Consider the following 21,031-nt stretch of genomic DNA (forward strand, 5'->3'; position numbering starts at 1 on the left):
ATTATATCTTGTTTTTCATTAAATTATTAGATTTTCAATTCTACTAAATATCCTTCATGTCCTCTTACATTCATGAAATTTCCGCCTTCAAAAGCTAAATACTGCCCTTTTATTCCGGTAAGTCTTCCTATAAATTCAGGGTTTTTATCCAGTGTAAAAGAAGTTACTTTTTCAGGTTTGTCAAACGGATAATCAAACTTCCAGAGATTTTCTCCTTCCGAATAAAATTTTTGGAAATCTTCAGGAAAGTATTCTTTAATCTTCTGCTGAAAATCTGCTAAATCCATTTCGCCTTCAAAATCATCCTGAAGCATTTTTTTCCAGCTTGTTTTATCTGCAACATGTTGTTTTAGGGCGACTTCTATCATGCCTGCTTCATAGCGGTTTTCTGTTCTGGCAATAGGAAGAGCAAAAGTCGCTCCCTGATCAATCCATCGTGTCGGAATTTGGGTGTTTCTTGTTACTCCTACTTTCACATCACCTGTGTAAGCCAGATATACGGTATGTGGCTGCAGTTGGATTTCTTTCTCAACATTCAAATCCCGTTCCGCAATTCCAAGATGTGCAGTAGAAAGTTCAGGACGAATGATCGTATCACTTGCATAAGGGCTTTCAAAAAAGCAGTTTTTGCAGAATCCCATTCTGTAAACTGTTTTGTCTAATCCGCAATTGACGCATTGGTAACCAATATGTCTTATGGTTAATTCTTTGCCGAACAGCTCATTCATGTGAATCAAATCATTGGAAAGATTAAGATAATACTGAATAGGCTCATCATTGAAGCTCGTCATTTTTAAAATTTGTCCCTGAAACTGCATGTTTTAAAATTTTAAATAAATATAGAAATTAAAATTTACTTTGATTTGTTCTATTTCACATAAAATAACATGGTAATCCCAAGCTAAAATTTTAAGGGATTGAGAATAAATCTTTTTTAGAGTAGGTTTTATGTTAAAATATCAGTTAAATACTTTTGGTTTTTGTTCTCATATTAATGTATAGAAAGTTCTTTTTATAAGTTAATTTTATTGCGTTTAAGTTGTAAATGGTTGTTTTTCAATATTTTAATTGTTGTATATTAAATGTATATATATAAGATTTATGAACTAATTGTTAACATTTTTAAATTAGGCATGTTAAGATTCTTAAAGAATAATATGACAGCGCTTATTTAAGACAGCATAATAAAACTTAAAAAAATTATATAAATCATGAGAAGAATATTACTTTTTTTAGTTTGTTTAAGCACTCATATCTATTACTCCCAATCTCAAAAAGTGGAAGTAGTAAATGACTTAAACGGACAAAAATTAGAAGTCAACGGGAAGCCTTTTATTGTAAATGGTATGAATTGGGATTACTTCCCGGTAGGAACTAATTATAATTATTCATTCTGGACTCAGTCAGATGATTTCATCAGGAAAGCATTGGATGATGAAATGTCATTGCTGAAAAATATGAATGTAAATGCAATCCGTGTATATACAGGAATTCCCAAAAAATGGATTACCTATATTTATGAAAACTATGGCATTTATACGATGCTCAATCACTCCTTCGGAAGATACGGACTTACTATTGACGGTGTTTGGACACCCGTTACCCATTATGATGATGCTAAAACTCAAGAGCTTCTAATAAAGGAAGTGAAACAACTGGCGTCTCAATACAAGAATACACCAGGCTTATTACTCTATTTATTAGGAAACGAAAATAACTATGGTTTATTTTGGCAAGGTGCAGAAACTGAAGATTTTCCAGATGATGAAGAACAGAAAAAATTTGTTGGAGAAAAAAGAGGACGGCCTATGTATCGTTTGATGAACGATGCAGCTAAAGAAATGAAATCGTTGGACGGAAATGTTCCGGTGGCGATTTGTAATGGCGATTTATTGTTCCTAAACATTATTAATGATGAATGTAAAGATGTTGATATCCTCGGAATCAATTCTTACCGTGGTGTTTCTTTTACCGATTTATTTGACAGAGTAAAAAAGGAATACGGAAAACCGGTACTTTTTACAGAGTTCGGAGCAGATGCCTTCAACGAACTTTCTCAGCAGGAAGATCAGGATGCACAAGCCTACTATCTTAAGGGGAATTGGCAGGAAATCTACGAAAATGCAGCGGGAATGGGAAAAGCTGGAAACTCCATAGGCGGTTTTACGTTCCAGTTTAGCGATGGATGGTGGAAGTACAAACAAACCGAAAATCTGGAAGTTCATGATTCTAATGCTTCTTGGAGTAACGGCGGCTATATCAAAGATTTCAAACAGGGACAAAACAATATGAACGAAGAATGGTTCGGTATCTGTGCCAAAGGGAAAACCGATGCTACGGGTCATTACCAACTCTACCCAAGAGCGGCGTATTATACTTTGAAGGAAATCCATCAGTTTAATCCTTACAACACTAGTGCTTCCAGATCTGGAAATCCTGTGCAGTCTTATTTTGGAAATGTAAATACTGCCGATGCTCAACTTCGTGCGAGAGGAGACAAAGCCGCTTTAAAAGGGGAAAGTACTGATTTGATTAGAATTAGCCAGCTTAGAGCAGATTTCACCACGTTTAATACAGGCGGAAGTCTTACAGAAACACCAAAAGACAAATCAGACGCATATACCAAATATCCTAACAAACAAGGTTTTGACCATATGCAATCGTATTTTGTAGGAATTGAAGGAAATCCTGCACCCAATATGAGAGCCAATGTCAATTTCAACATTTTAGGAAATGTAGCAGAAAATCCTATCGATCAGATTTTCTACGAAAACCGAGGCAGACCTATCAAAGTAATGAATGCCGACGGAACCATTACCGAAATGAGAGACCTGAACAGGTTACAAGTCTATAGCGCAAGTTACAACTGGAATCACAAAAATTTCGACTTGCACGGTTTCTACAGAACAGGTCATTATCATTGGGCTTATGAAGGAGATTTCTTTAACCTATATCCTGAAGCCAACTATGGGCAAATGATTGATATCTACAATGGTGAAGCTCCTTTTGGTTTTGAATTCACAGGTAAAAAAGAACTAAACGGTCTAAAGATCGCTTTCGGGCCAGAATTGTGGTGGGGAGCTAACCCAGCGTTTTTGGTAAAATATTCTAAAAATTTAGGCAAATTCAATTTTACAGGGATTTTCCACGAAGATATAGACCAAAGAGGAGATTCTCAGAGTTCTTTTGCTGTTCCTCAACCCAAAACCAGAAGAGCAACTTTAGCCTTACAAAGAAAATTAGGAAAATTTGCAGTAGATTTAGGAGGTATTTGGGCAGGTCAGCCGCTTAATGGAAGAGATTTCCAATTATACAGAGACGGAAATATCTACCAAGACCAAATCAATGGTAATGACAACTGGGGAGGAAAAGCAAAACTTACCTACACTGGAGGAAAATTCAACTGGTACGCACAAGGTTCTGCAATGGGATTGGTTGCTAACGGAGGTTGGGATCAAACACAGACCTTCACCGGTTGGAGACTAAAAGATACCGGAAGCGGTAACCAATACAATTTCCTTACAGGTTTTACCTACAAAATAGGAAACTTTGAAATTGCACCCAATTTCCTTTGGCAAGAACCCATCGAAGGGCCAATTCCTGCCACAGCAGCAGCTCCGGGAAGACCAAGAAACATTCTTCAAGATCCTTTTGTAGTAAGAGTGAATAGAAAACAAACCGCAGGAGAAATTTTGTTTACTTATGATCCTACTCCTGCAACGTGGATGTACGCTTGGGATAGCGACAGAACAGAAGATGCACCATTTGCATTCAGTGCGGGGTTTGTGTACAGACATTTACCAACCACTCAAGATGCTGCTATCGGTATTTTAGGAGACGGAAGATCGTTATTTGCGTTTCCAGGTGCAGCTCCAGCTGCAGATCTTTGGGAAGCCAATGCCAGAATTGTTTCCAAAATATCGCACGATTTCGGGGTAATTGCTAACATTTATGGAGGAACAGGTCAGGCAAACGGAAGCGACCCTCGAAAAGTAGAACGATTCGGTCTAGACCTAAGAACCATCTACAAAAAAATGAAATTTATTTCTGGAATTAAATTCAACGATTGGGGACCATACGATTTCCACAGAGACTTCAATCAGACATTCCCGATGCAGTTAATGGGAGATTTATCTCTTGAAATCGGAAAACCGGATTGGTGGATTCTTCCTGGAACGAGAATCGGAATCAGAGGAACCTACAGAACGCTAGACCAATACTCTCCAAGATACAACCCGACACAAACAATTGACGGTGCAGGAAACTGGGTTCCTGATCCAACTGCAATTGGCTTTCCCAACGGAAATGAATGGGAAATCAGAACGTACATTCAAATTAATATAGGTAAATAAATCAGAATTTTCAGGGCAGCTTTATCCGCCTTCCGCTCCCAATCTTTTTGTTTCGCTTTGCTCCACAAAAAGGATTTCCGCTTAAGTCGGGCTGCAACATTCAACCTTAAAATTTAGAATTAAAAAAAATCAAAATGAAAAATATATTTAAAAATAGAATCATAAAATCCGTATTAGGATTATCCATGCTGTTGGTTTTGGGTTGTCAGCGTGATCTGAATGAATTAGAAGAAGCCAGCTATCCTAAAAATCCCGAGATTTTTATAGATGGTTTCAGTTCAGGACTCAATTATGCTGCATTTGGAGGCTCTGCTCCTAAAGCATTTCAGGTAGATAATGAAGTAAAATATGCCGGAACAGCATCTATGCGTTTTGAAGTTCCGGATTTTGGAAGTCCGGAAGGAGCTTATGCAGGCGGAAGTTTCTTTACATCTGTCGGCAGAGATTTATCAGACTACAATGCATTAACATTTTGGGTAAAAGCGACCCAATCTGCAAACATTGATATTATCGGATTCGGTAACGATTTAGGAGAAAACAAATATCAGGTTTCTATCAGTGCATTAGCTGTAAACACCAATTGGAAAAAAGTCTATATTCCGATTCCGGATGCAAGCAAACTCATTGCTGAAAAAGGAATGTTTTTCTATTCCGAAGGTCCGGAAAACAACAACGGATACACTTTCTGGATTGATGAGGTGAAGTTTGAAAAAGTTCCGGGTGTTGCTCAGGGAACAGCAGGAATTCTAAACGGGGATGCAAAAACAGTCACTTCTTTTGTGGGAGTAAACCAAAATGTTGACGGTTTAATTTCCACATTCAGCCTTCCGAACGGAATCAATCAGGTGGTGAATCTTACTCCGTATTATTTTAATTTTTCATCTTCCAATCCTTCGGTTGCGACAGTAAATACTCTGGGAAATGTAGCTACAGTTTCAGGAGGTTCTGCGGTAATTACAGCAACTTTGGGTGGAAAACCAGCTTCTGGTAGTTTAACAATCAACTCTCAGGGGAATTTTCTGGCAGCTCCAACACCTACACTTCCTGCAGATAAAGTAATTTAGGTTTTCAGTGACGCATATACGAATGTTCCGGTAGATTATTACAACGGATATTGGGCGCCTTATCAGACGACACAATCTGCAGATTTTACAGTAAACGGAAACAATGTGCTCAATTATTATAATTTTAATTTTGTAGGAATACAGTCTGCCGCCAACCCAATTAATGCTTCTGCAACTTCGCATTTTCACGCAGATATTTACCTTCCAAATGCATTAGCAGCGGGAGCAAATTTCAAAGTAAATATTGTAGATTTTGGACCAAATGGAGCTTTTGGAGGAAATGATGACAGCAATCACGTTACAACCATTACCGCACCTGCTTTGCAGGGGCAAAACTGGGTAAGTATCAACATTCCTTTTAGTGCGATGACAGGTTTAACTTCCAGAAGCAAAATCGGACAGATTATTTTTGAAGGTACCAATATTCCGGCTTTCTACGCAGACAATATATATTTCTACAATGACGGAAGCATTATCCCATCTACACCAGCTACAGCTGCACCAGCACCTTCTCATCCGGCTTCTGGAGTTCTTTCGGTTTTCAGTGATGCGTATACAAATGTTGCCGGAACAGATTTTAATCCAAACTGGGGACAAAATACGGTAGTTTCCCAACTTCTGATTGCGGGAAATAATACTTTGAAATATGCAGGTCTTAATTATCAAGGAACACAATTCGCAAGTCCGCTTAATGTATCTTCTTATGGTTTTGTTCATTTGGATTATTACTCTGCCAATTCTACCAGCCTAAAGTTCTATTTAATCAGTCCCGGACCGGTTGAGAAAGTGTACACTTTGTCTGTACCTTCAGGTATTGGAACTAATACAAATGGATGGAAGAGCATCAGTATTCCACTCTCTGCATTTTCAGGAGTGAATTTGAGCAATATTATTCAGTTCAAAGTAGATGGGAACGGAGATGTTTTCTTTGATAATATGTATTTCCACAATTAAAATCAAAAAGAAGAATTATGAAATTTTTAAATCAACATAAATTTTTAATGTTTACATCGCTTGTTGCTTTTGCATTTTTTGCAGTTTCTTGCGAAGAAGAATCGGTTCAGACGTTACCCGAAAGAAGCTGGGAGCTTACCTGGAGCGATGAGTTTGATGGTGTGGCGGGAACTTTACCTGATGCTGCCAAATGGTCTTATGATATCGGTACCGGAAGTGGTGGCTGGGGAAATCAGGAGTTACAATATTATACCAACCGTCCTGAAAACGTTTCGCTGGACGGAAACGGAAATCTTGTCATCACAGCCAGAAAAGAAAATTATAATGGCTCAGCATTTACATCTGCAAGAATCAAAACCAAAGGGCTTTTCGACCAGCAATACGGAAGATTCGAAGCAAGATTAAAAACGCCTTACGGACCTGGATTATGGCCGGCTTTCTGGATGCTGGGTGCAAACATAGACACTGTTCAGTGGCCTCAATGTGGTGAAATTGATATTATGGAATTACGTGGACAGGAACCGCACATAGCTCACGGAACTCTTCATGGACCAGGTTATTCTGCTGGAAATGCAATTACAAAAGCTTATGCATTAAAAGACGGAAGATTTGATGTTGATTTTCATCTTTTCGCAGTAGAATGGGACGCAGACAAAATTGATTTTTTTGTAGATGATTATCTGTATCAACGTTTGACCCGCGATGAAGTAGAAAAAAAAGGTCAATGGGTGTATAATTCACCGTTCTTTATGATTCTAAATGTCGCTGTTGGAGGAAATTATGTTGGCTTCCCGGTGGATGGAACGCCTTTCCCACAAAAAATGACTATAGATTATGTAAGAGTTTACAAAACAAAATAAATTTTCAAAAATCTTAAACCTTATAGTTTTCAAAACCTATAAGGTTTCACTATAAAACAACATTTTTCAGACCATTACATCCGAGGATCTTTTTTCCTTCGGAAGGGTTTTACAACCAATTTTAAAATTAATTTATCAAAATTTCAATAATGCAATCCACGATTTCCCATATCGAATCCTCTATAGAAACTGTAAAAATCAACCACGAAGTTTTTTTTAAAATCTCCGATGCAGAAACCTTGCGTCCGTTTTTTATGACCATCGTGAGCGACTCCAATCATTGGATGTTCGTGTCCAGCAATGGCGGACTTTCCGCAGGAAGAAAAAACTCAGAATTTGCCCTTTTTCCGTATTACACCGATGACAAAATCACCGAATCGGCAGAAATTACCGGAAGCAAAACAATGGTTCAGGTGCATAAAAATGGGGAAACACTAGTTTGGGAACCTTTTTCCGTTCGCAACGAAGCACAATTTCGCACCAGCAGAAATGTGTACAAAAACGAATTTGGAAACAAGATTATTTTTGAAGAAATCAACCACGATTTAGCCCTCGCTTTTTCTTATGAATGGAATAACAGCAGCGAATTTGGCTTCATCAAAAAATCAAAAATCAAAAATTTAGCCTCCGATAATCAAAACGTTACTGTTTTAGATGGACTGCAAAACATTTTACCGTACGGAATCGGCAGCGATTTGCAAATGAGGGTTAGCAATTTGGGCGATGCCTACAAACGTACCGAACTCGATGCAACATCAGGACTCGGAATTTTCGCATTGAGTGCCATTATCGTGGATAAAGCCGAACCTAGCGAAGCTTTGAAAGCAAACACCGTTTTCTCCATCGGAACAGAAAATCCAACGTATTTGCTGTCTTCGCTTCAATTGAAAAATTTCAGAAAAGGCAAAAAAGTAAGTCAGGAAGCCGACATCAAAGGCGAAAAAGGAGCGTATTTCGTTCAACAGGAATTAGCATTAAACACCAACGATGAAAAAAATTGGTGGTTTGTAGCCAATGTGAATCAGTCGCAATCGAATGTTATTAACTGGATTGAACGCATTAAAACCGAAAAAAATCTTGCTTCAAGCATTCAAAAAGATATTGATTTAGGCACCGAAAATCTTAAAAAATTAGTGGCTGCTGCCGATGGTTTGCAGTTTACCAACGACGATTTGCGAGACAGCCGTCATTTCTCCAACACGCTGTTCAACATTATGCGTGGCGGAATTTTCGATGACAATTACACCATCGAAAAGTGGGATTTTTCCAAATATATGGAGAAAGCCAACCAACAAGTTTTAAAAAATTCAGCAGCCATCATCAACCAACTTCCAGAGAAATTTTCTTTGTTTGAGTTGATAGCAGCGCTAGAGAATGCTGATGATGCCGATTTTATCCGATTGGCAAAAGAATATCTACCGCTCAAATTTTCCCGCCGTCACGGCGATCCTTCCCGTCCGTGGAACAAATTTTCCATCAACACCAGAAGTGAAGTGGACGGCTCTAAAATTCTCGATTACGAAGGAAACTGGAGAGATATTTTCCAAAATTGGGAAGCTTTGGCGCATTCCTATCCGTATTTTATCGAAGGAATGATTTTTAAATTCCTGAATGCGACAACCTTTGACGGGTACAATCCGTATCGGGTAACCAAAGACGGTTTCGATTGGGAAACCATTGAAGAAGACGACCCTTGGAGCTACATCGGTTATTGGGGTGATCATCAGATTATTTATTTACAGAAATTTTTAGAATTTACCGAAAATTATTTCCCTAATTCGTTAGAAAATCTGTTGGACCAAGAACTTTTTGTGTACGCCAACGTACCGTACAAAATAAAATCGTACGAAGAAATCCTGAAAAATCCGAAAGATACCATCGACTTTGATTTTGAATTGGATTCAACAATTCGTGAAAGAAGAAAAGAAATGGGAGCAGACGGCGCTTTACTTACCGATGAAAACGGAGATGTCTTGAAAGTGAATTTCATAGAAAAAATATTGGCAACTGTTTTAGCAAAACTGTCCAATTTCATTTTGGAAGGCGGTATTTGGATGAATACGCAACGACCAGAATGGAACGATGCCAACAACGCTTTGGTAGGAAACGGCGTTTCGATGGTGACGCTGTATTATTTGCGACGAATGATGCAATTTTTCCAAGGTATTTTTGAAAATTCGGTTTTGGAAAATGTAAAAGTTTCTACCGAATTGGTGGATTTTTACAAAAAAATACGAGAAGGTTTTCAGGAAAATCTTCACTTACTCGAAGGAACTATTAGCAACGAAGACCGCAAAAAAATCCTCGATGTTTTTGGCGAAGCGGCTTCGGAATACCGAAATCACGTGTACACCAAAGGTTTTTGGGGTAAAAAACGTACCGTTTCTCTGGAAGGGTTGAGAAGATTTACCAACCTTTCGTTGCAGTTTTTGGAGCATTCCATCAAAGCCAACGAAAGAAAGGACGGTTTATATCACGCCTATAATCTGATGACTTCCAACGAAAAATATGTTACGATTTCATACCTGAGCGAAATGTTGGAAGGACAAGTTGCGGTGTTGAGTTCTCAGTTCCTCACTTCCGAAGAAGCATTGAAAGTGTTGGATGCGTTGAAAAATTCGGCTTTGTTCCGAGAAGACCAATACAGCTATTTACTCTATCCTAACAAGCAACTGAAAGGCTTTTTGGAAAGAAACAGCATTCCTGAAAATTTAGTTCAGCAATCAGCATTGCTTCAGCAATTAGTTGCTGAAAAAAATACACAAATCATTGAAGTAGATGTGTTAGGAAATTATCATTTTAATGGAAATTTCAAAAATGCAGGCGATTTAGAAGTAGGTTTAGATGCTTTAAAGGTTGAAAATCAAGAAAAAATCTTGATTTCAGAAATCTTTGAAGCCGTTTTCAATCACAAAGAATTTACCGGAAGAAGCGGCACTTTCTACGGGTACGAAGGTTTAGGCTCTATTTATTGGCATATGGTTTCCAAATTATTGTTAGCCGTGATGGAAGTTTGCCAAAAAGCCATCAACGAAAATGCTTCGCCCGAAACAGTGGGAAGATTATTGGAGCATTTCTACGAAATCAACGCAGGAATTGGCGTTCACAAATCTCCGGAATTGTACGGCGCATTCCCAACCGATGCGTATTCGCACACACCATTTACCAAAGGCGCACAACAACCAGGAATGACGGGACAGGTAAAAGAAGATTTGCTGAGCCGTTTTGGAGAACTGGGAATGATTGTGAAAAACGGACAATTGCAGTTCAAACCCGATTTATTGAGAAAAGAAGAATTTTTGGCGGAAGAAAAAACCATCGAATATTTTGATGTACAATCCAATGCTTCATCGTTGAAATTACCCGAAAATTCATTGTTTTTCACCAAATGCGAAGTTCCAGTAATTTATGAAATTTCGGAAACCGAAAGCGTAGAAGTTTTTAATGAACAGTGCGAAGCAAAAATAGAGAACAGTTTAACCATTAATAAAGAAGACTCTGAAAACATTTTTAAAAGAAACGGAAAAGTGTCTTTGATTAAAGTTAAAATCAGAAAAGAGCAGTTGAAATAATAATCAGTAGGAACGGGCTTTAGCCCGTTTACAAATATCAAAATCGATTGAACTTTAGCCAAAACCTAAAAATGAATGAATACAGTTTCAATAACGAATGAAATTATTCAGCTTAATATCATCCTTTTTTTTGACCTTTTTAATGTCGTGTAACAGTATGCAAAACACAATTAAACATAAAAGCGCAGCCGAAATTTTGGGAAATCCCAATTATTTAGCGATGTCTTACGGCGGTTACCGAACCAACTCCAGAAGAGTGCAACCTACCGTTTCGCAGTTGAAAGAAGATATGAAAATTCTTTCAGCGATGGGCGTGAAAATCATCAGAACGTACAACGTGCATCTTCCGGAATCGGTAAATGTGCTGAAAGCAATTAAAGAACTGCGTCAGGAAAATCCTGAATTTGAAATGTATGTGATGCTTGGAGCGTGGATCGACTGCAAAAATGCTTGGACAGGTTTTGAACCCAATCACAACGAAGAAAGTGAAAGAAACGCCGCCGAAATTGCACACGCTGTAGAATTGGCAAACGAATATCCGGAAATCATCAAGGTGATTGCCGTAGGAAATGAAGCGATGGTAAAATGGGCAACAGCTTATTACGTGCAGCCTTCTGTGATTTTGAAATGGGTGAATCATTTGCAGGATTTAAAGAAAAAAGGAGAATTGCCAAAAGATTTGTGGATAACCACTTCCGACAATTTTGCAAGTTGGGGCGGTGGTGACAAAGAATATCACACGAAAGAACTCAATGAATTGATTAAAGCCGTGGATTACATTTCGATGCACACCTATCCGATGCACGACACACATTACAACCCGATTTTTTGGGGAATTTCAGAGGATGAATTTCAGTTTTCCAAAGAAAAACAATTGGATCTGGCGATGAATCGCTCCGTGAATTATGCAAAATCGCAGTACAATGCGGTAAAAAAATATATGCAGAGTCTGGGCGTAGAAAAACCAATTCACATTGGCGAAACCGGTTGGGCAACTTTTTCTAATGAATTGTACGGAAGCAATGATTCCAAAGCAGTGGACGAATACAAAGCCGGCATTTTCTACCATAAAATGCGCAATTGGACGAACGAGGCGGGAATTTCGTGTTTTTATTTTGAAGCCTTCGATGAACCTTGGAAAGATGCCGGAAATGCAGGCGGTTCGGAAAATCATTTCGGATTGTTTACCGTAGATGGAAATGCCAAATATGCGATTTGGGATTTGGTAGATGAAGGTGCTTTCAGAAAACTGAAAAGAGACGGAAATACCATTCAGAAAACCTTTAACGGAAATTTGAAACGATTGTTAGACAGCGTAGAAATGCCGCCACATCGGGAGTTTGAGAAACAATTGATGGAAACGAAGTAAACTCTCGCAGATTGAGCTAATTAGGCAGATTTTATTTGGTTCTTAAATCTGCGAAATCTGCACAATCAGCGAGATAAAAAATATTTGGAAATTAACTCCAAAAGATATGAAAACAAAAAATTTACATATTGCCTTAATAACCAGTTTGATGATGAGTTGTACTGCACAAAAATCGTGGAAAGCCAATATCTACGAAACTTCGGCAAGCGGAAATCAATTAACTAAAATTGATGCGAGAAATGCTGTTGAAAATTCAATTAAAATAAACATTAAACCCGAAGAAAAATTCCAAAAAATTACGGGATTTGGTGGCGCTTTTACCGAAAGTTCAGCGTATTTATTGAATAAATTAAGCCCCAAAAATCGGGAAAAAGTATTGCAATTGTACTTTGGCGAAGAAGGTGCGAATTATTCTTTAACCCGCACCACGATTGCTTCTTGCGATTTTTCTTTGAACAATTACACCTACGCTCCGGTTGCCGATGATAAAGAACTGAAACATTTTTCGGTAAAGGAAGATATGGACGATTTGGTGCCGATGATTAAAGACGCACAAAAAATTTCCAAAGATGGTTTTAAAATTTTGGCTTCACCTTGGACTTCACCACCGTGGATGAAGGACAACAACTCTTGGATCAACGGAAAATTATTGCCGCAATACAACGAAACTTTTGCACTTTATTTTTCCAAATATTTAACCGAATATAAAAAATTAGGCATTCCGATTTGGGGAATTACCGTGGTGAACGAACCTCACGGAAACGGCGGAAATTGGGAAAGTATGCTCTTCACGCCTAAAGAAATGACGGATTTTGTAGAAAATTTCCTCGGGCCAAAATTAGAAAAAGACGGCTACGGAAACGTGAAAATTTTTGGGTACGACCAAAACCGAGCGGAACTCAAAAATTGGGTGGACGAAATGTACCGCTCCGAAAAATCGTCGAAATATTTCGCAGGAACGGCCATTCATTGGTACGAAAGCACTTGGAAAGTGTTTGAAGATGAGTTGCAATACGCACACAAAAAAAATCCAACTAAGCATCTCATCCAAACCGAAGCCTGCATTGATGGCGATATTCCGAAATGGAAAGACGATTCTTGGTATTGGAGTCCTGAAGCTACCGATTGGGGTTGTGATTGGGCAAAAGAAGAAGAAAAATATTTGCACCCGAAATACGTTCCGGTGTTCCGTTATGCAGGAGATATTATTGGTTGTTTGAACAATCAAGTCGATGGTTGGATTGATTGGAATATGGTTTTAGACAAAAACGGCGGTCCAAACTGGTTCAAAAACTGGTGTGGCGCTCCGATTTTGGTTGATCCCGAAACCGATGAAGTGTATGTAACGCCTTTGTTCTACACGATGGCACATTTCAGCAAATTTATTCGTCCCGAAGCGGTACGAATTGGTTTTGAAAATCCTGATAAAGAAGTGCAAGTAACCGCTGCTAAAAATCCCGACGGTTCGGTGGCGGTAGTGATCTTCAATCCATCGGAACAAGCAAAAAATATCGAAATTTTTGTAGAAAATCAAACCATATCCACCAATATCAATGCGAAAGCATTACAAACGGTTCATTTAACTTTTTAAACAATTAAAAGTATATGTCACAATCAGTAATTTCAAAAAATAAAGTTCCACTAGGACAGAAAATAGCTTTCGGTTTGGGAATGTTGGCGAACCAAATGTTTCCTGCAGCACTAGGAATCTTCATCGTAGTATTGGTGCAGAATTTAGGATTTTCTGGTTGGATGTTAGGATTAATTTATTTTATTCCAAAGTTATTTGATGCCATTACTGATCCATTGATGGGGTTTATATCGGATAATACCAAGTCGAAATGGGGCAGAAGAAGGCAATATGTTATCATTGGTGGCATCATTACAGGGATTGCGTTTGCATTAATGTTTCAATTATATTCTTCTAATTCGCCAACGTTCAATTTCTTTTATTTTTTACTGATTTCATTAGTTTTCTTTTTGGGAATTACCATATTTAGTGTTCCGTATGTGGCAATGGGTTATGAAATGAGTGATGATTTCCACGAACGAACCAATATTATGGCGGTGTCACAATTAATCGGACAATTGGCTTGGGTTATTGCGCCTTGGTTTTGGGTGATTATGTACGATCCCGATTTTTTCCCTACCGCAGAAATAGCCACCAGAACTTTGGCCATTTATGTTGCCATCGGTTGTACGATATTGGCTGTTATTCCGGGTATTTTTATCAAAAGTAAATCAACGCTCAACGAAAATTATGAACCCTTAAATTTAAAAAACGCGAGTAGAAGTTTTGATTTAATCATCGAAGGATTTAAAGAAGCTTTAAAAATAAAGCCGTTTAAAAAACTATGTATTGCTACTTTTTTAATTTTTAATGCATTTAATACGGTTGCAAGCTTTACATTTTTTGTAATTGTTTATCATTTATTTAATGGAAGTCCAGCTGATGCTGGTATTTGGCCTACGCTTTTTGGCTGTTTGGGAGCAACCTCTACAACGCTTTTTGTAATACCCATTGTGAGATGGATGGCCAATAAATATGGCAAAAAGAACGCTTTTATCATCTCTCAAAGCATTTCTATTTTAGGGTACATTTTACTTTGGTTTTTATTAGTTCCAGGCAAACCCTATTTGTTTATTATTGCATTGCCTTTTTTCTCCTTTGGTATAGGAAGTTTGTTTACCATTATGATGTCGATGACCTCCGATGTGATTGATATTGACGAACTCAATACCGGAAAAAGAAGAGAAGGAATATTTGGCGCTATTTATTGGTGGATGGTAAAATTTGGCGCTGCTATTGCGGGTGGATTAAGTGGTTTAATTCTAACTTGGGTAGGCTTCAAAGAAGGGATTTCTACAACACAACAAGAAGGGGCAATTTCTATGTTGCATATTCTTTTCTCGGTAATTCCAATTGCAGGTACATTAATAGCCATTTGGGTAATGTGGGATTATGATGTGTCAGAAGAAAAAGCCAAAGAAATAAGTGCAGAATTAGCCAGAAGAAAAGCACCAAAACCGTCTGGATACGGTGCCAACAATGTTTTGAAAGGAATGAATTTGGCTGGACTTTCCCGACTGCAACTGCAACAGCAATTCCCGCAGTATTATTTCCCAACGTTTGATTACACCAATGTTGAAGGCATAAAAACTGAATTTTACAATGTTTTCAAAGCAGGAATGAGCGGCATTTGTTTCAGTGCATTCACCGAAAAACAATTTCCGGGAGATTACATCACCGAAGAACAAATCCGAAAACGCCTTGAAGTGCTGCAACATCATACACAATGGATCAGAGTCTTTTCTTCCACGCACGGACACGAAAATATCCCGAAAATCGCCAAAGAAATGGGCTTCAACGTATTAATGGGAGCTTGGATTGGCAAAGATGAAACCGAAAACCAACAAGAAATTCAGGCTTTAATTCAGTTAATCAAAGAAGGAAATGTAGATATGGCAGCCGTTGGAAACGAAGTATTGTTCCGTGGCGACCAAAACGAAGAAACATTGTTGAGCTACATTCAGCAGGTTAAGAGTCAAACGATTGATGTTCCTGTAACGTATATTGATGTGTATTACGAAATCATCAATCACCCGAAATTGGCATCAGCAACCGATAAAATTTTAATCAACTGTTATCCGTTCTGGGAAGGTGCTTCTATAGACAACGCTGGAATGTATTTGCAGGAAATGCATCATCAAACCAAAAAAATTGCGGGTGGAAAAGAAATCATCATCGCAGAAACCGGTTGGCCAAGTAAAGGCGAAGCCGTACAAAATGCCGTTCCTTCTTCCGAAAACCTGATGAGATATTATGTAGAAGCACAAAAATGGGCATCGAAAGAAAACGTAACGCTGTTTTATTTCTCTTCTTTTGACGAATCTTGGAAAATCCATTTCGAAGGTTGGGCAGGAACTTCGTGGGGATTATGGGATGCCAACGAAAAATTCAAATTTTAAAGAAAGACACAAGACACGAGATGTTAGACACAAGACTTTTTTTATCATCAATCATCTTTTATCATTCATCATTCATCACTTTAATTTAAGAATATGTCATACAGAGCAGAGCAATATTTATCCTTACCCAAACTCAATCAGGATAATTATATCATAGGAAAAACCGAAACCGAAAAAAGAGATTTGTTTCGGGAAATTCTCAACAATGGCGTTCACGGCTTTTGTTTCAGTTTGTATGAAGACGGACAAAAACCCGGCGACATCATTTCCGAGGAACAAGTTCGCCGAAGAATGGAAATCCTGAAACCGCACACATCGTGGGTTCGCTCGTTTTCTTGCACCGAAGGCAACGAACACATCCCGAAAATCGCCAAAGAATTCGGAATGAAAACCTTGGTGGGAGCGTGGCTCGGCGACGATCCCGAAATCAACGAAAGAGAAGTAGAAGGATTGATAAAACTTGCCAAAGAAGGTTATGTGGACATTGCAGCGGTAGGAAATGAAGTGATGTACCGCAAAGATTTAACCGAAGACGAGTTGTTGGATTTCATCCACCGTGTAAAAAAAGAAATCCCCGAAATTCCGGTAGGTTATGTAGATGCCTATTACGAATTTATCATAAAACCAAGAATTACAGAAGTTTGCGACGTTATTTTGGCGAACTGTTATCCGTTTTGGGAAAGTTGCCCTGCAGAACATTCGCTCAATTATATGAAGCAAATGTATTGGCAAGCCAAAAACGCAGCTGGCGAAAAACCCGTCATCATTTCCGAAACCGGTTGGCCAAGTAAAGGCGAAGATTTGAAGGGCGCATTTCCGTCCAGAGAAAACGCTTTGAATTACTTCATCAACACCCAATTGTGGTGTATGGACGAGCAAATCGACTGTTTCTATTTTTCCTCCTTCGACGAAAGTTGGAAAGTAGGTCCCGAAGGCGAAGTCGGCGCACATTGGGGAATTTGGGACAAGCACGAGAAGTTGAAGTATTGAGAAGAATTACGAGTTACGAGATGCAAGTTGCGAGTTTTTTTTGGGCAGCTTAATCCGCCTTCCGTTCCCGCTTTTTTTATTTTTTTTTGCCCCTCTAACTCCCCAAAGGGGAGAACCAAAAAAAATAAAAAATAGCTCCACTCAAGTCGGGCTGCGAGAGATTCAACGCAAAAACCTTGTCAGGGTTTCACACCCTGACAAGGTTGAAAAAAAATAAAAAAATAAAAATTTTTAAAAAAAATAAATGACATAAGGAAACGGAGGCGTTAACAAAACGAAGTTTCGCTGATTCCATTGAAACATTAAAAATGGTGAAGCAAATTTTAAAAGATTTCCGTTAAGAAATTTCCACTGTTTGAGTGGCGGCAAAAAATGAAATAAAAAAACTAAATGTTCTTTCCGCCCGAGTTTTGGAAATTTTAGGAAATGTTTTAAAATTTTAGCCGAGTTTCCAAGTCTTTAACTTTTGGTTCTTTTGTTTGACTTCGTCGAATCTTCGATTTCAAGACAAAAGAACATTAATAAAAAAAAATAGTATGATCAAAAAATTACACCATATCGTTCTACTCCTTTTCAGCACACTCTATTTGGCGCAGGTCGATGTTGTGTACAATGATTTGGTTTGGTCCGACGAATTTTCCACCAACGGTGCGGTGGATAATGCAAAATGGCACCATCAAACCCAATTACCAAGTGGCGGAAGTTGGTACAATGGAGAACAACAACATTACACCAATCTCATTACGAATTCTTTCGCCAACAACGGCGAACTGAATATTGTGGCCAAAAAAGAAACGTTTATCGACCAAGGATTCACAAAAAATTACACTTCCGCACGATTGAATTCAAAATTTGCCTTTACATACGGAAGAGTAGACGTTCGTGCAAAAGTTCCAAAAAACCAAGGAACGTGGCCTGCAATTTGGCTTTTGGGCAGAAACATTAATGAACCGGGCGGATTTTTCGCTTCCACTTACGGAACCACCAATTGGCCGGCTTGCGGAGAAATCGATATGATGGAATACGGAATTTTCCCATCTGCTCCCGATAATTTTATTCAGAGTACATTGCACACACCATCTTCGTCTGGAAATTCGGTGAATCACGGCGGAATGTTGGCTTCATCGGATATTACGGATAATTATCACATTTATTCGATGAACTGGTCGCCGAATCAGATTACCTTTTTGTTGGATGGAGTTGCCTATTACACCTACAATCCTTCCGTAAAAAATGCATCAACCTGGCCTTTTGATAAAGAGCAATATCTACTTCTAAACATTGCAATGGGCGGTGTTGCAGGAACTATTCCGTCTACTTTTACAGAAGCTTCAATGGTAATAGATTATGTAAGATTATATCAAAACACCACTCCGGATACGGTTGCACCAACCAATTTTACGGCAAATGTAGGAACAGTAACCAGCGATTCTGTAGAATTATTACTGAATGCGACGGACAATTTTGGTGCGATTACCTATCAGATTTCTGGTGGTGCTACGCAAACGGTTTACGGAACTTCGGGCGTCCAAAAATCGGTCATCATTTCAGGATTAAGTCCTACCACAACGTACAATTTTACCATAACAGCAAGCGATGCCGCAGGAAATACGGCCGCCAATAATCCCATTGCATTAAGTGCAACCACACTTTCCAATATCAATACTGCCTGCAACGGAACATCTACATTAGCTTCACAAGGCGCATTTTCTACGGGATACAAATATGGTTTTCAAACCATTGGAACAGATGTAAAAGTAACGTTTGAATTGTTAGACACCGATAAAACGGGCGTTGTTGCCTATTTGTGGAAACAAACACCTTTCACCGAAATCGCAATGACGAATACTTCTGGAAAGATTTTTACTCAAACTTTAACAGGGCAAACGTTGGGATCTACCATCAATTACGCCGTTAAATTTGCGTATGCAGGTGGAATGTCGGTAACGAAATATTATTCTTATGTGGTAGGAGATGCGTGTACATTGGGAGTAGAAAACTTTTCTGCTTCGCAGGAATTCATTTACCCCAATCCGGTGGAAAATGTATTGAACTTAAAATTATCCGAAAATAAAAATGCGATTACTCTTTACGATTTTTCGGGGAAGAAAGTACTTGAGAAAAATATAATAGCCAATTCTGAAATAGATATGACTTCTTATCCTTCAGGGAATTATTTAATTAAAATTGAAAACTCAAAAGGAACAAATACTCATAAATTCATAAAAAAATAGTTGTTAAAAGATCAACTAAAAATATTATTAACCTTTAAATTTTTATAAAATGAAAAATTTCTCTCTTTTTTTAATGCTGTTGGCATTTACGTTTGGCTTTTCTCAGCCAACAACCAATGCACCAACACCGACACACTTGCCGGCTAATGTAATTTCGATATTTAGTGATGCATATACTAATGTTGTCACTAATTATAATCCAAACTGGGGGCAGTCAGGAACAGTAAATCCTACATTTATTCCTGTTTTTGGTTCTGGAAACAATGTTCTGGTTTATTCTAATTTTAATTATCAAGGAACGGAGCTTACAACACAAAATGCAGCTTCAATGGAGTTTTTGCATATTGATGTTTGGTCTAATACTTCCGGTGCAATTCTGAAAGTTTCTCCAATCAATAACGGAACAGGAGCAGGGGAATTTTTGGTTAATGTACCATTAACCGCAGGTAGCTGGAATAGTGTGAATTTGCCAAAATCAGCTTTCACCGGAATGACATGGAACTCTGTTTTCCAGTTGAAGTTTGATGGTCAGTCGGGAACGACACCATCAACTGTTTATTTAGATAATATCTACTTTTGGAAAAACCCTGTAGATCCTACTGCCGATGCTACTTTAAGTGACTTGAAAGTTAATGGAACAACTGTTGCCGGATTCAGTTCTGCAATTACTACTTATTCTGTACAGTTTCCGCAGGGAACTACTGCTATTCCACAAATTACCGCAGCTATAACAAGCAATACAAACGCAACAAGAGTAATTACGCAAGCTGCTTCTATTCCTGGAACAGCAACAGTTGCTGTAACGGCTCAAAACGGCACAACGACGAGAATATATACGATAAATTATACGGTTTCGGGTCCCTCAACAGCCGCTCCAAATCCACCTGCAAGAGCTGCTGCTGATGTAATATCTTTCTTTAGTGAGGCATATACTAATGTTCCTGTTTCTGAATGGTCTACTTCTTGGGATGATTCTACAATTCAGGATGTTACAGTGGCAGGAAATGCTGTGAAAAAGATTACATTTACCAACTTTCTTGGTGTACAGCTTGCTAATTATATAAATGCTACTGCAATGACGCATTTTCATATGGATTATTTTATAGATGCAGGAACAGACTTAGTAGGAAAAGTATTCAATCCAAAATGGTCAAATCATGCTTCTCAGGCTGGGGAAACTTCATCATTTTTATTGAATCATTTACCTTCAACAACAGGAACATGGGTTTCGATTGATGTTCCGATCAGCGATTTTAACATTCCAGGAGGACAAATCAGAAACTCTTTGTATCAATTCCTAATTTCGAGTAATCTTGGAAGTGTTTATGTAGACAACATCTATTTTTATAAAAACGGAACTTTAGGAGTAAAAGATATTCAAAACAAAAAAGAAGCAAGAATATATCCAAATCCTGTAAAAGCAGGGGAAACTGTGACGGTTGATGGTAAAGTGAAATCTTTGGAGATTTATAATATGGCTGGTCAGAAAGTGAAAAATTCAGTAGATAATACCGTAGCTACTGATGGTCTTTCTAAAGGGCTTTATATCATCAAAACCACCAACGAAAAAGGAGAAACACAATCTTCTAAGCTTGTTGTTAACTAAATTATGTTATTTTTTTTAAAAGCCCGTCATATTTGGCGGGCTTTTTCATTTTAATTCGTTA

The 21,031-nt window shown here is 38.2% G+C and carries 12 protein-coding genes; 11 read left to right on the plus strand and 1 reads right to left on the minus strand.

Translation table 11 applies throughout. The features are described from left to right. Window positions 1–26: 26 nt before the first annotated feature. Window positions 27–818, minus strand: coding sequence for a DUF2797 domain-containing protein (locus tag FNE73_RS01970; RefSeq protein WP_143883108.1), 792 nt, complete (start codon window positions 816–818; stop codon window positions 27–29). A 393-nt stretch (window positions 819–1,211) separates the two neighbouring features. Here FNE73_RS01970 and FNE73_RS01975 point away from each other — a divergent pair, with 393 nt between their 5' ends. From FNE73_RS01975 to FNE73_RS02025, 11 genes are all read left to right on the plus strand, one after another. Further along, the gene (locus tag FNE73_RS01975) at window positions 1,212–4,352 is read left to right on the plus strand and encodes a glycoside hydrolase family 2 TIM barrel-domain containing protein (RefSeq protein ID WP_143883109.1); all 3,141 of its coding nucleotides are present in this window, start codon (window positions 1,212–1,214) and stop codon (window positions 4,350–4,352) included. Between the two features lie 134 nt (window positions 4,353–4,486). Next, a complete protein-coding gene (locus FNE73_RS01980) occupies window positions 4,487–5,416 on the plus strand; it encodes an Ig-like domain-containing protein (RefSeq protein WP_143883110.1) in 930 nt (309 codons plus the stop codon). Between the two features lie 105 nt (window positions 5,417–5,521). Further along, window positions 5,522–6,370: a hypothetical protein gene (locus FNE73_RS01985; RefSeq protein WP_143883111.1), complete on the plus strand. Its 849-nt coding sequence runs from the start codon at window positions 5,522–5,524 to the stop codon at window positions 6,368–6,370. 17 nt (window positions 6,371–6,387) lie between these two features. After that, window positions 6,388–7,230, plus strand: a complete 843-nt coding sequence (locus tag FNE73_RS01990) for a glycoside hydrolase family 16 protein (protein ID WP_143883112.1) — start codon at window positions 6,388–6,390, stop codon at window positions 7,228–7,230. 149 nt (window positions 7,231–7,379) lie between these two features. Next, the gene (locus FNE73_RS01995; RefSeq protein ID WP_143883113.1) at window positions 7,380–10,802 is read left to right on the plus strand and encodes a hypothetical protein; all 3,423 of its coding nucleotides are present in this window, start codon (window positions 7,380–7,382) and stop codon (window positions 10,800–10,802) included. A 157-nt stretch (window positions 10,803–10,959) separates the two neighbouring features. Then, window positions 10,960–12,171 carry a glycosyl hydrolase family 17 protein gene (locus FNE73_RS02000; RefSeq protein WP_143883114.1) on the plus strand — a complete coding sequence of 404 codons (1,212 nt, stop codon included), beginning with the start codon at window positions 10,960–10,962 and terminating at the stop codon, window positions 12,169–12,171. Between the two features lie 106 nt (window positions 12,172–12,277). After that, a complete protein-coding gene (locus FNE73_RS02005; protein WP_143883115.1) occupies window positions 12,278–13,762 on the plus strand; it encodes a glycoside hydrolase family 30 protein in 1,485 nt (494 codons plus the stop codon). A gap of 14 nt (window positions 13,763–13,776) precedes the next feature. Continuing rightward, window positions 13,777–16,140 carry an MFS transporter gene (locus FNE73_RS02010; protein ID WP_143883116.1) on the plus strand — a complete coding sequence of 788 codons (2,364 nt, stop codon included), beginning with the start codon at window positions 13,777–13,779 and terminating at the stop codon, window positions 16,138–16,140. 93 nt (window positions 16,141–16,233) lie between these two features. After that, complete coding sequence (locus tag FNE73_RS02015; RefSeq protein WP_143883117.1) at window positions 16,234–17,130, plus strand: glycoside hydrolase family 17 protein; 897 nt, start codon at window positions 16,234–16,236, stop codon at window positions 17,128–17,130. A 536-nt stretch (window positions 17,131–17,666) separates the two neighbouring features. Then, window positions 17,667–19,364, plus strand: a complete 1,698-nt coding sequence (locus FNE73_RS16650; RefSeq protein WP_185147270.1) for a family 16 glycosylhydrolase — start codon at window positions 17,667–17,669, stop codon at window positions 19,362–19,364. A gap of 49 nt (window positions 19,365–19,413) precedes the next feature. Beyond that, window positions 19,414–20,970 carry a T9SS type A sorting domain-containing protein gene (locus tag FNE73_RS02025; protein WP_143883118.1) on the plus strand — a complete coding sequence of 519 codons (1,557 nt, stop codon included), beginning with the start codon at window positions 19,414–19,416 and terminating at the stop codon, window positions 20,968–20,970. Window positions 20,971–21,031: the final 61 nt, after the last annotated feature.

This window comes from Chryseobacterium binzhouense (assembly GCF_007474545.1).
In the GTDB taxonomy this organism is placed as follows: domain Bacteria; phylum Bacteroidota; class Bacteroidia; order Flavobacteriales; family Weeksellaceae; genus Chryseobacterium; species Chryseobacterium binzhouense.

Coding starts and splice junctions, on each gene's coding strand:
- FNE73_RS16650 (WP_185147270.1), top strand. CDS start 17,667: ATGATCAAAAAATTACACCATATCGTTCTACTCCTTTTCAGCACACTC.
- FNE73_RS01980 (WP_143883110.1), top strand. CDS start 4,487: ATGAAAAATATATTTAAAAATAGAATCATAAAATCCGTATTAGGATTA.
- FNE73_RS01970 (WP_143883108.1), bottom strand. CDS start 818: ATGCAGTTTCAGGGACAAATTTTAAAAATGACGAGCTTCAATGATGAG.
- FNE73_RS02000 (WP_143883114.1), top strand. CDS start 10,960: ATGCAAAACACAATTAAACATAAAAGCGCAGCCGAAATTTTGGGAAAT.
- FNE73_RS02025 (WP_143883118.1), top strand. CDS start 19,414: ATGAAAAATTTCTCTCTTTTTTTAATGCTGTTGGCATTTACGTTTGGC.
- FNE73_RS02015 (WP_143883117.1), top strand. CDS start 16,234: ATGTCATACAGAGCAGAGCAATATTTATCCTTACCCAAACTCAATCAG.
- FNE73_RS01995 (WP_143883113.1), top strand. CDS start 7,380: ATGCAATCCACGATTTCCCATATCGAATCCTCTATAGAAACTGTAAAA.
- FNE73_RS02005 (WP_143883115.1), top strand. CDS start 12,278: ATGAAAACAAAAAATTTACATATTGCCTTAATAACCAGTTTGATGATG.
- FNE73_RS02010 (WP_143883116.1), top strand. CDS start 13,777: ATGTCACAATCAGTAATTTCAAAAAATAAAGTTCCACTAGGACAGAAA.
- FNE73_RS01990 (WP_143883112.1), top strand. CDS start 6,388: ATGAAATTTTTAAATCAACATAAATTTTTAATGTTTACATCGCTTGTT.
- FNE73_RS01975 (WP_143883109.1), top strand. CDS start 1,212: ATGAGAAGAATATTACTTTTTTTAGTTTGTTTAAGCACTCATATCTAT.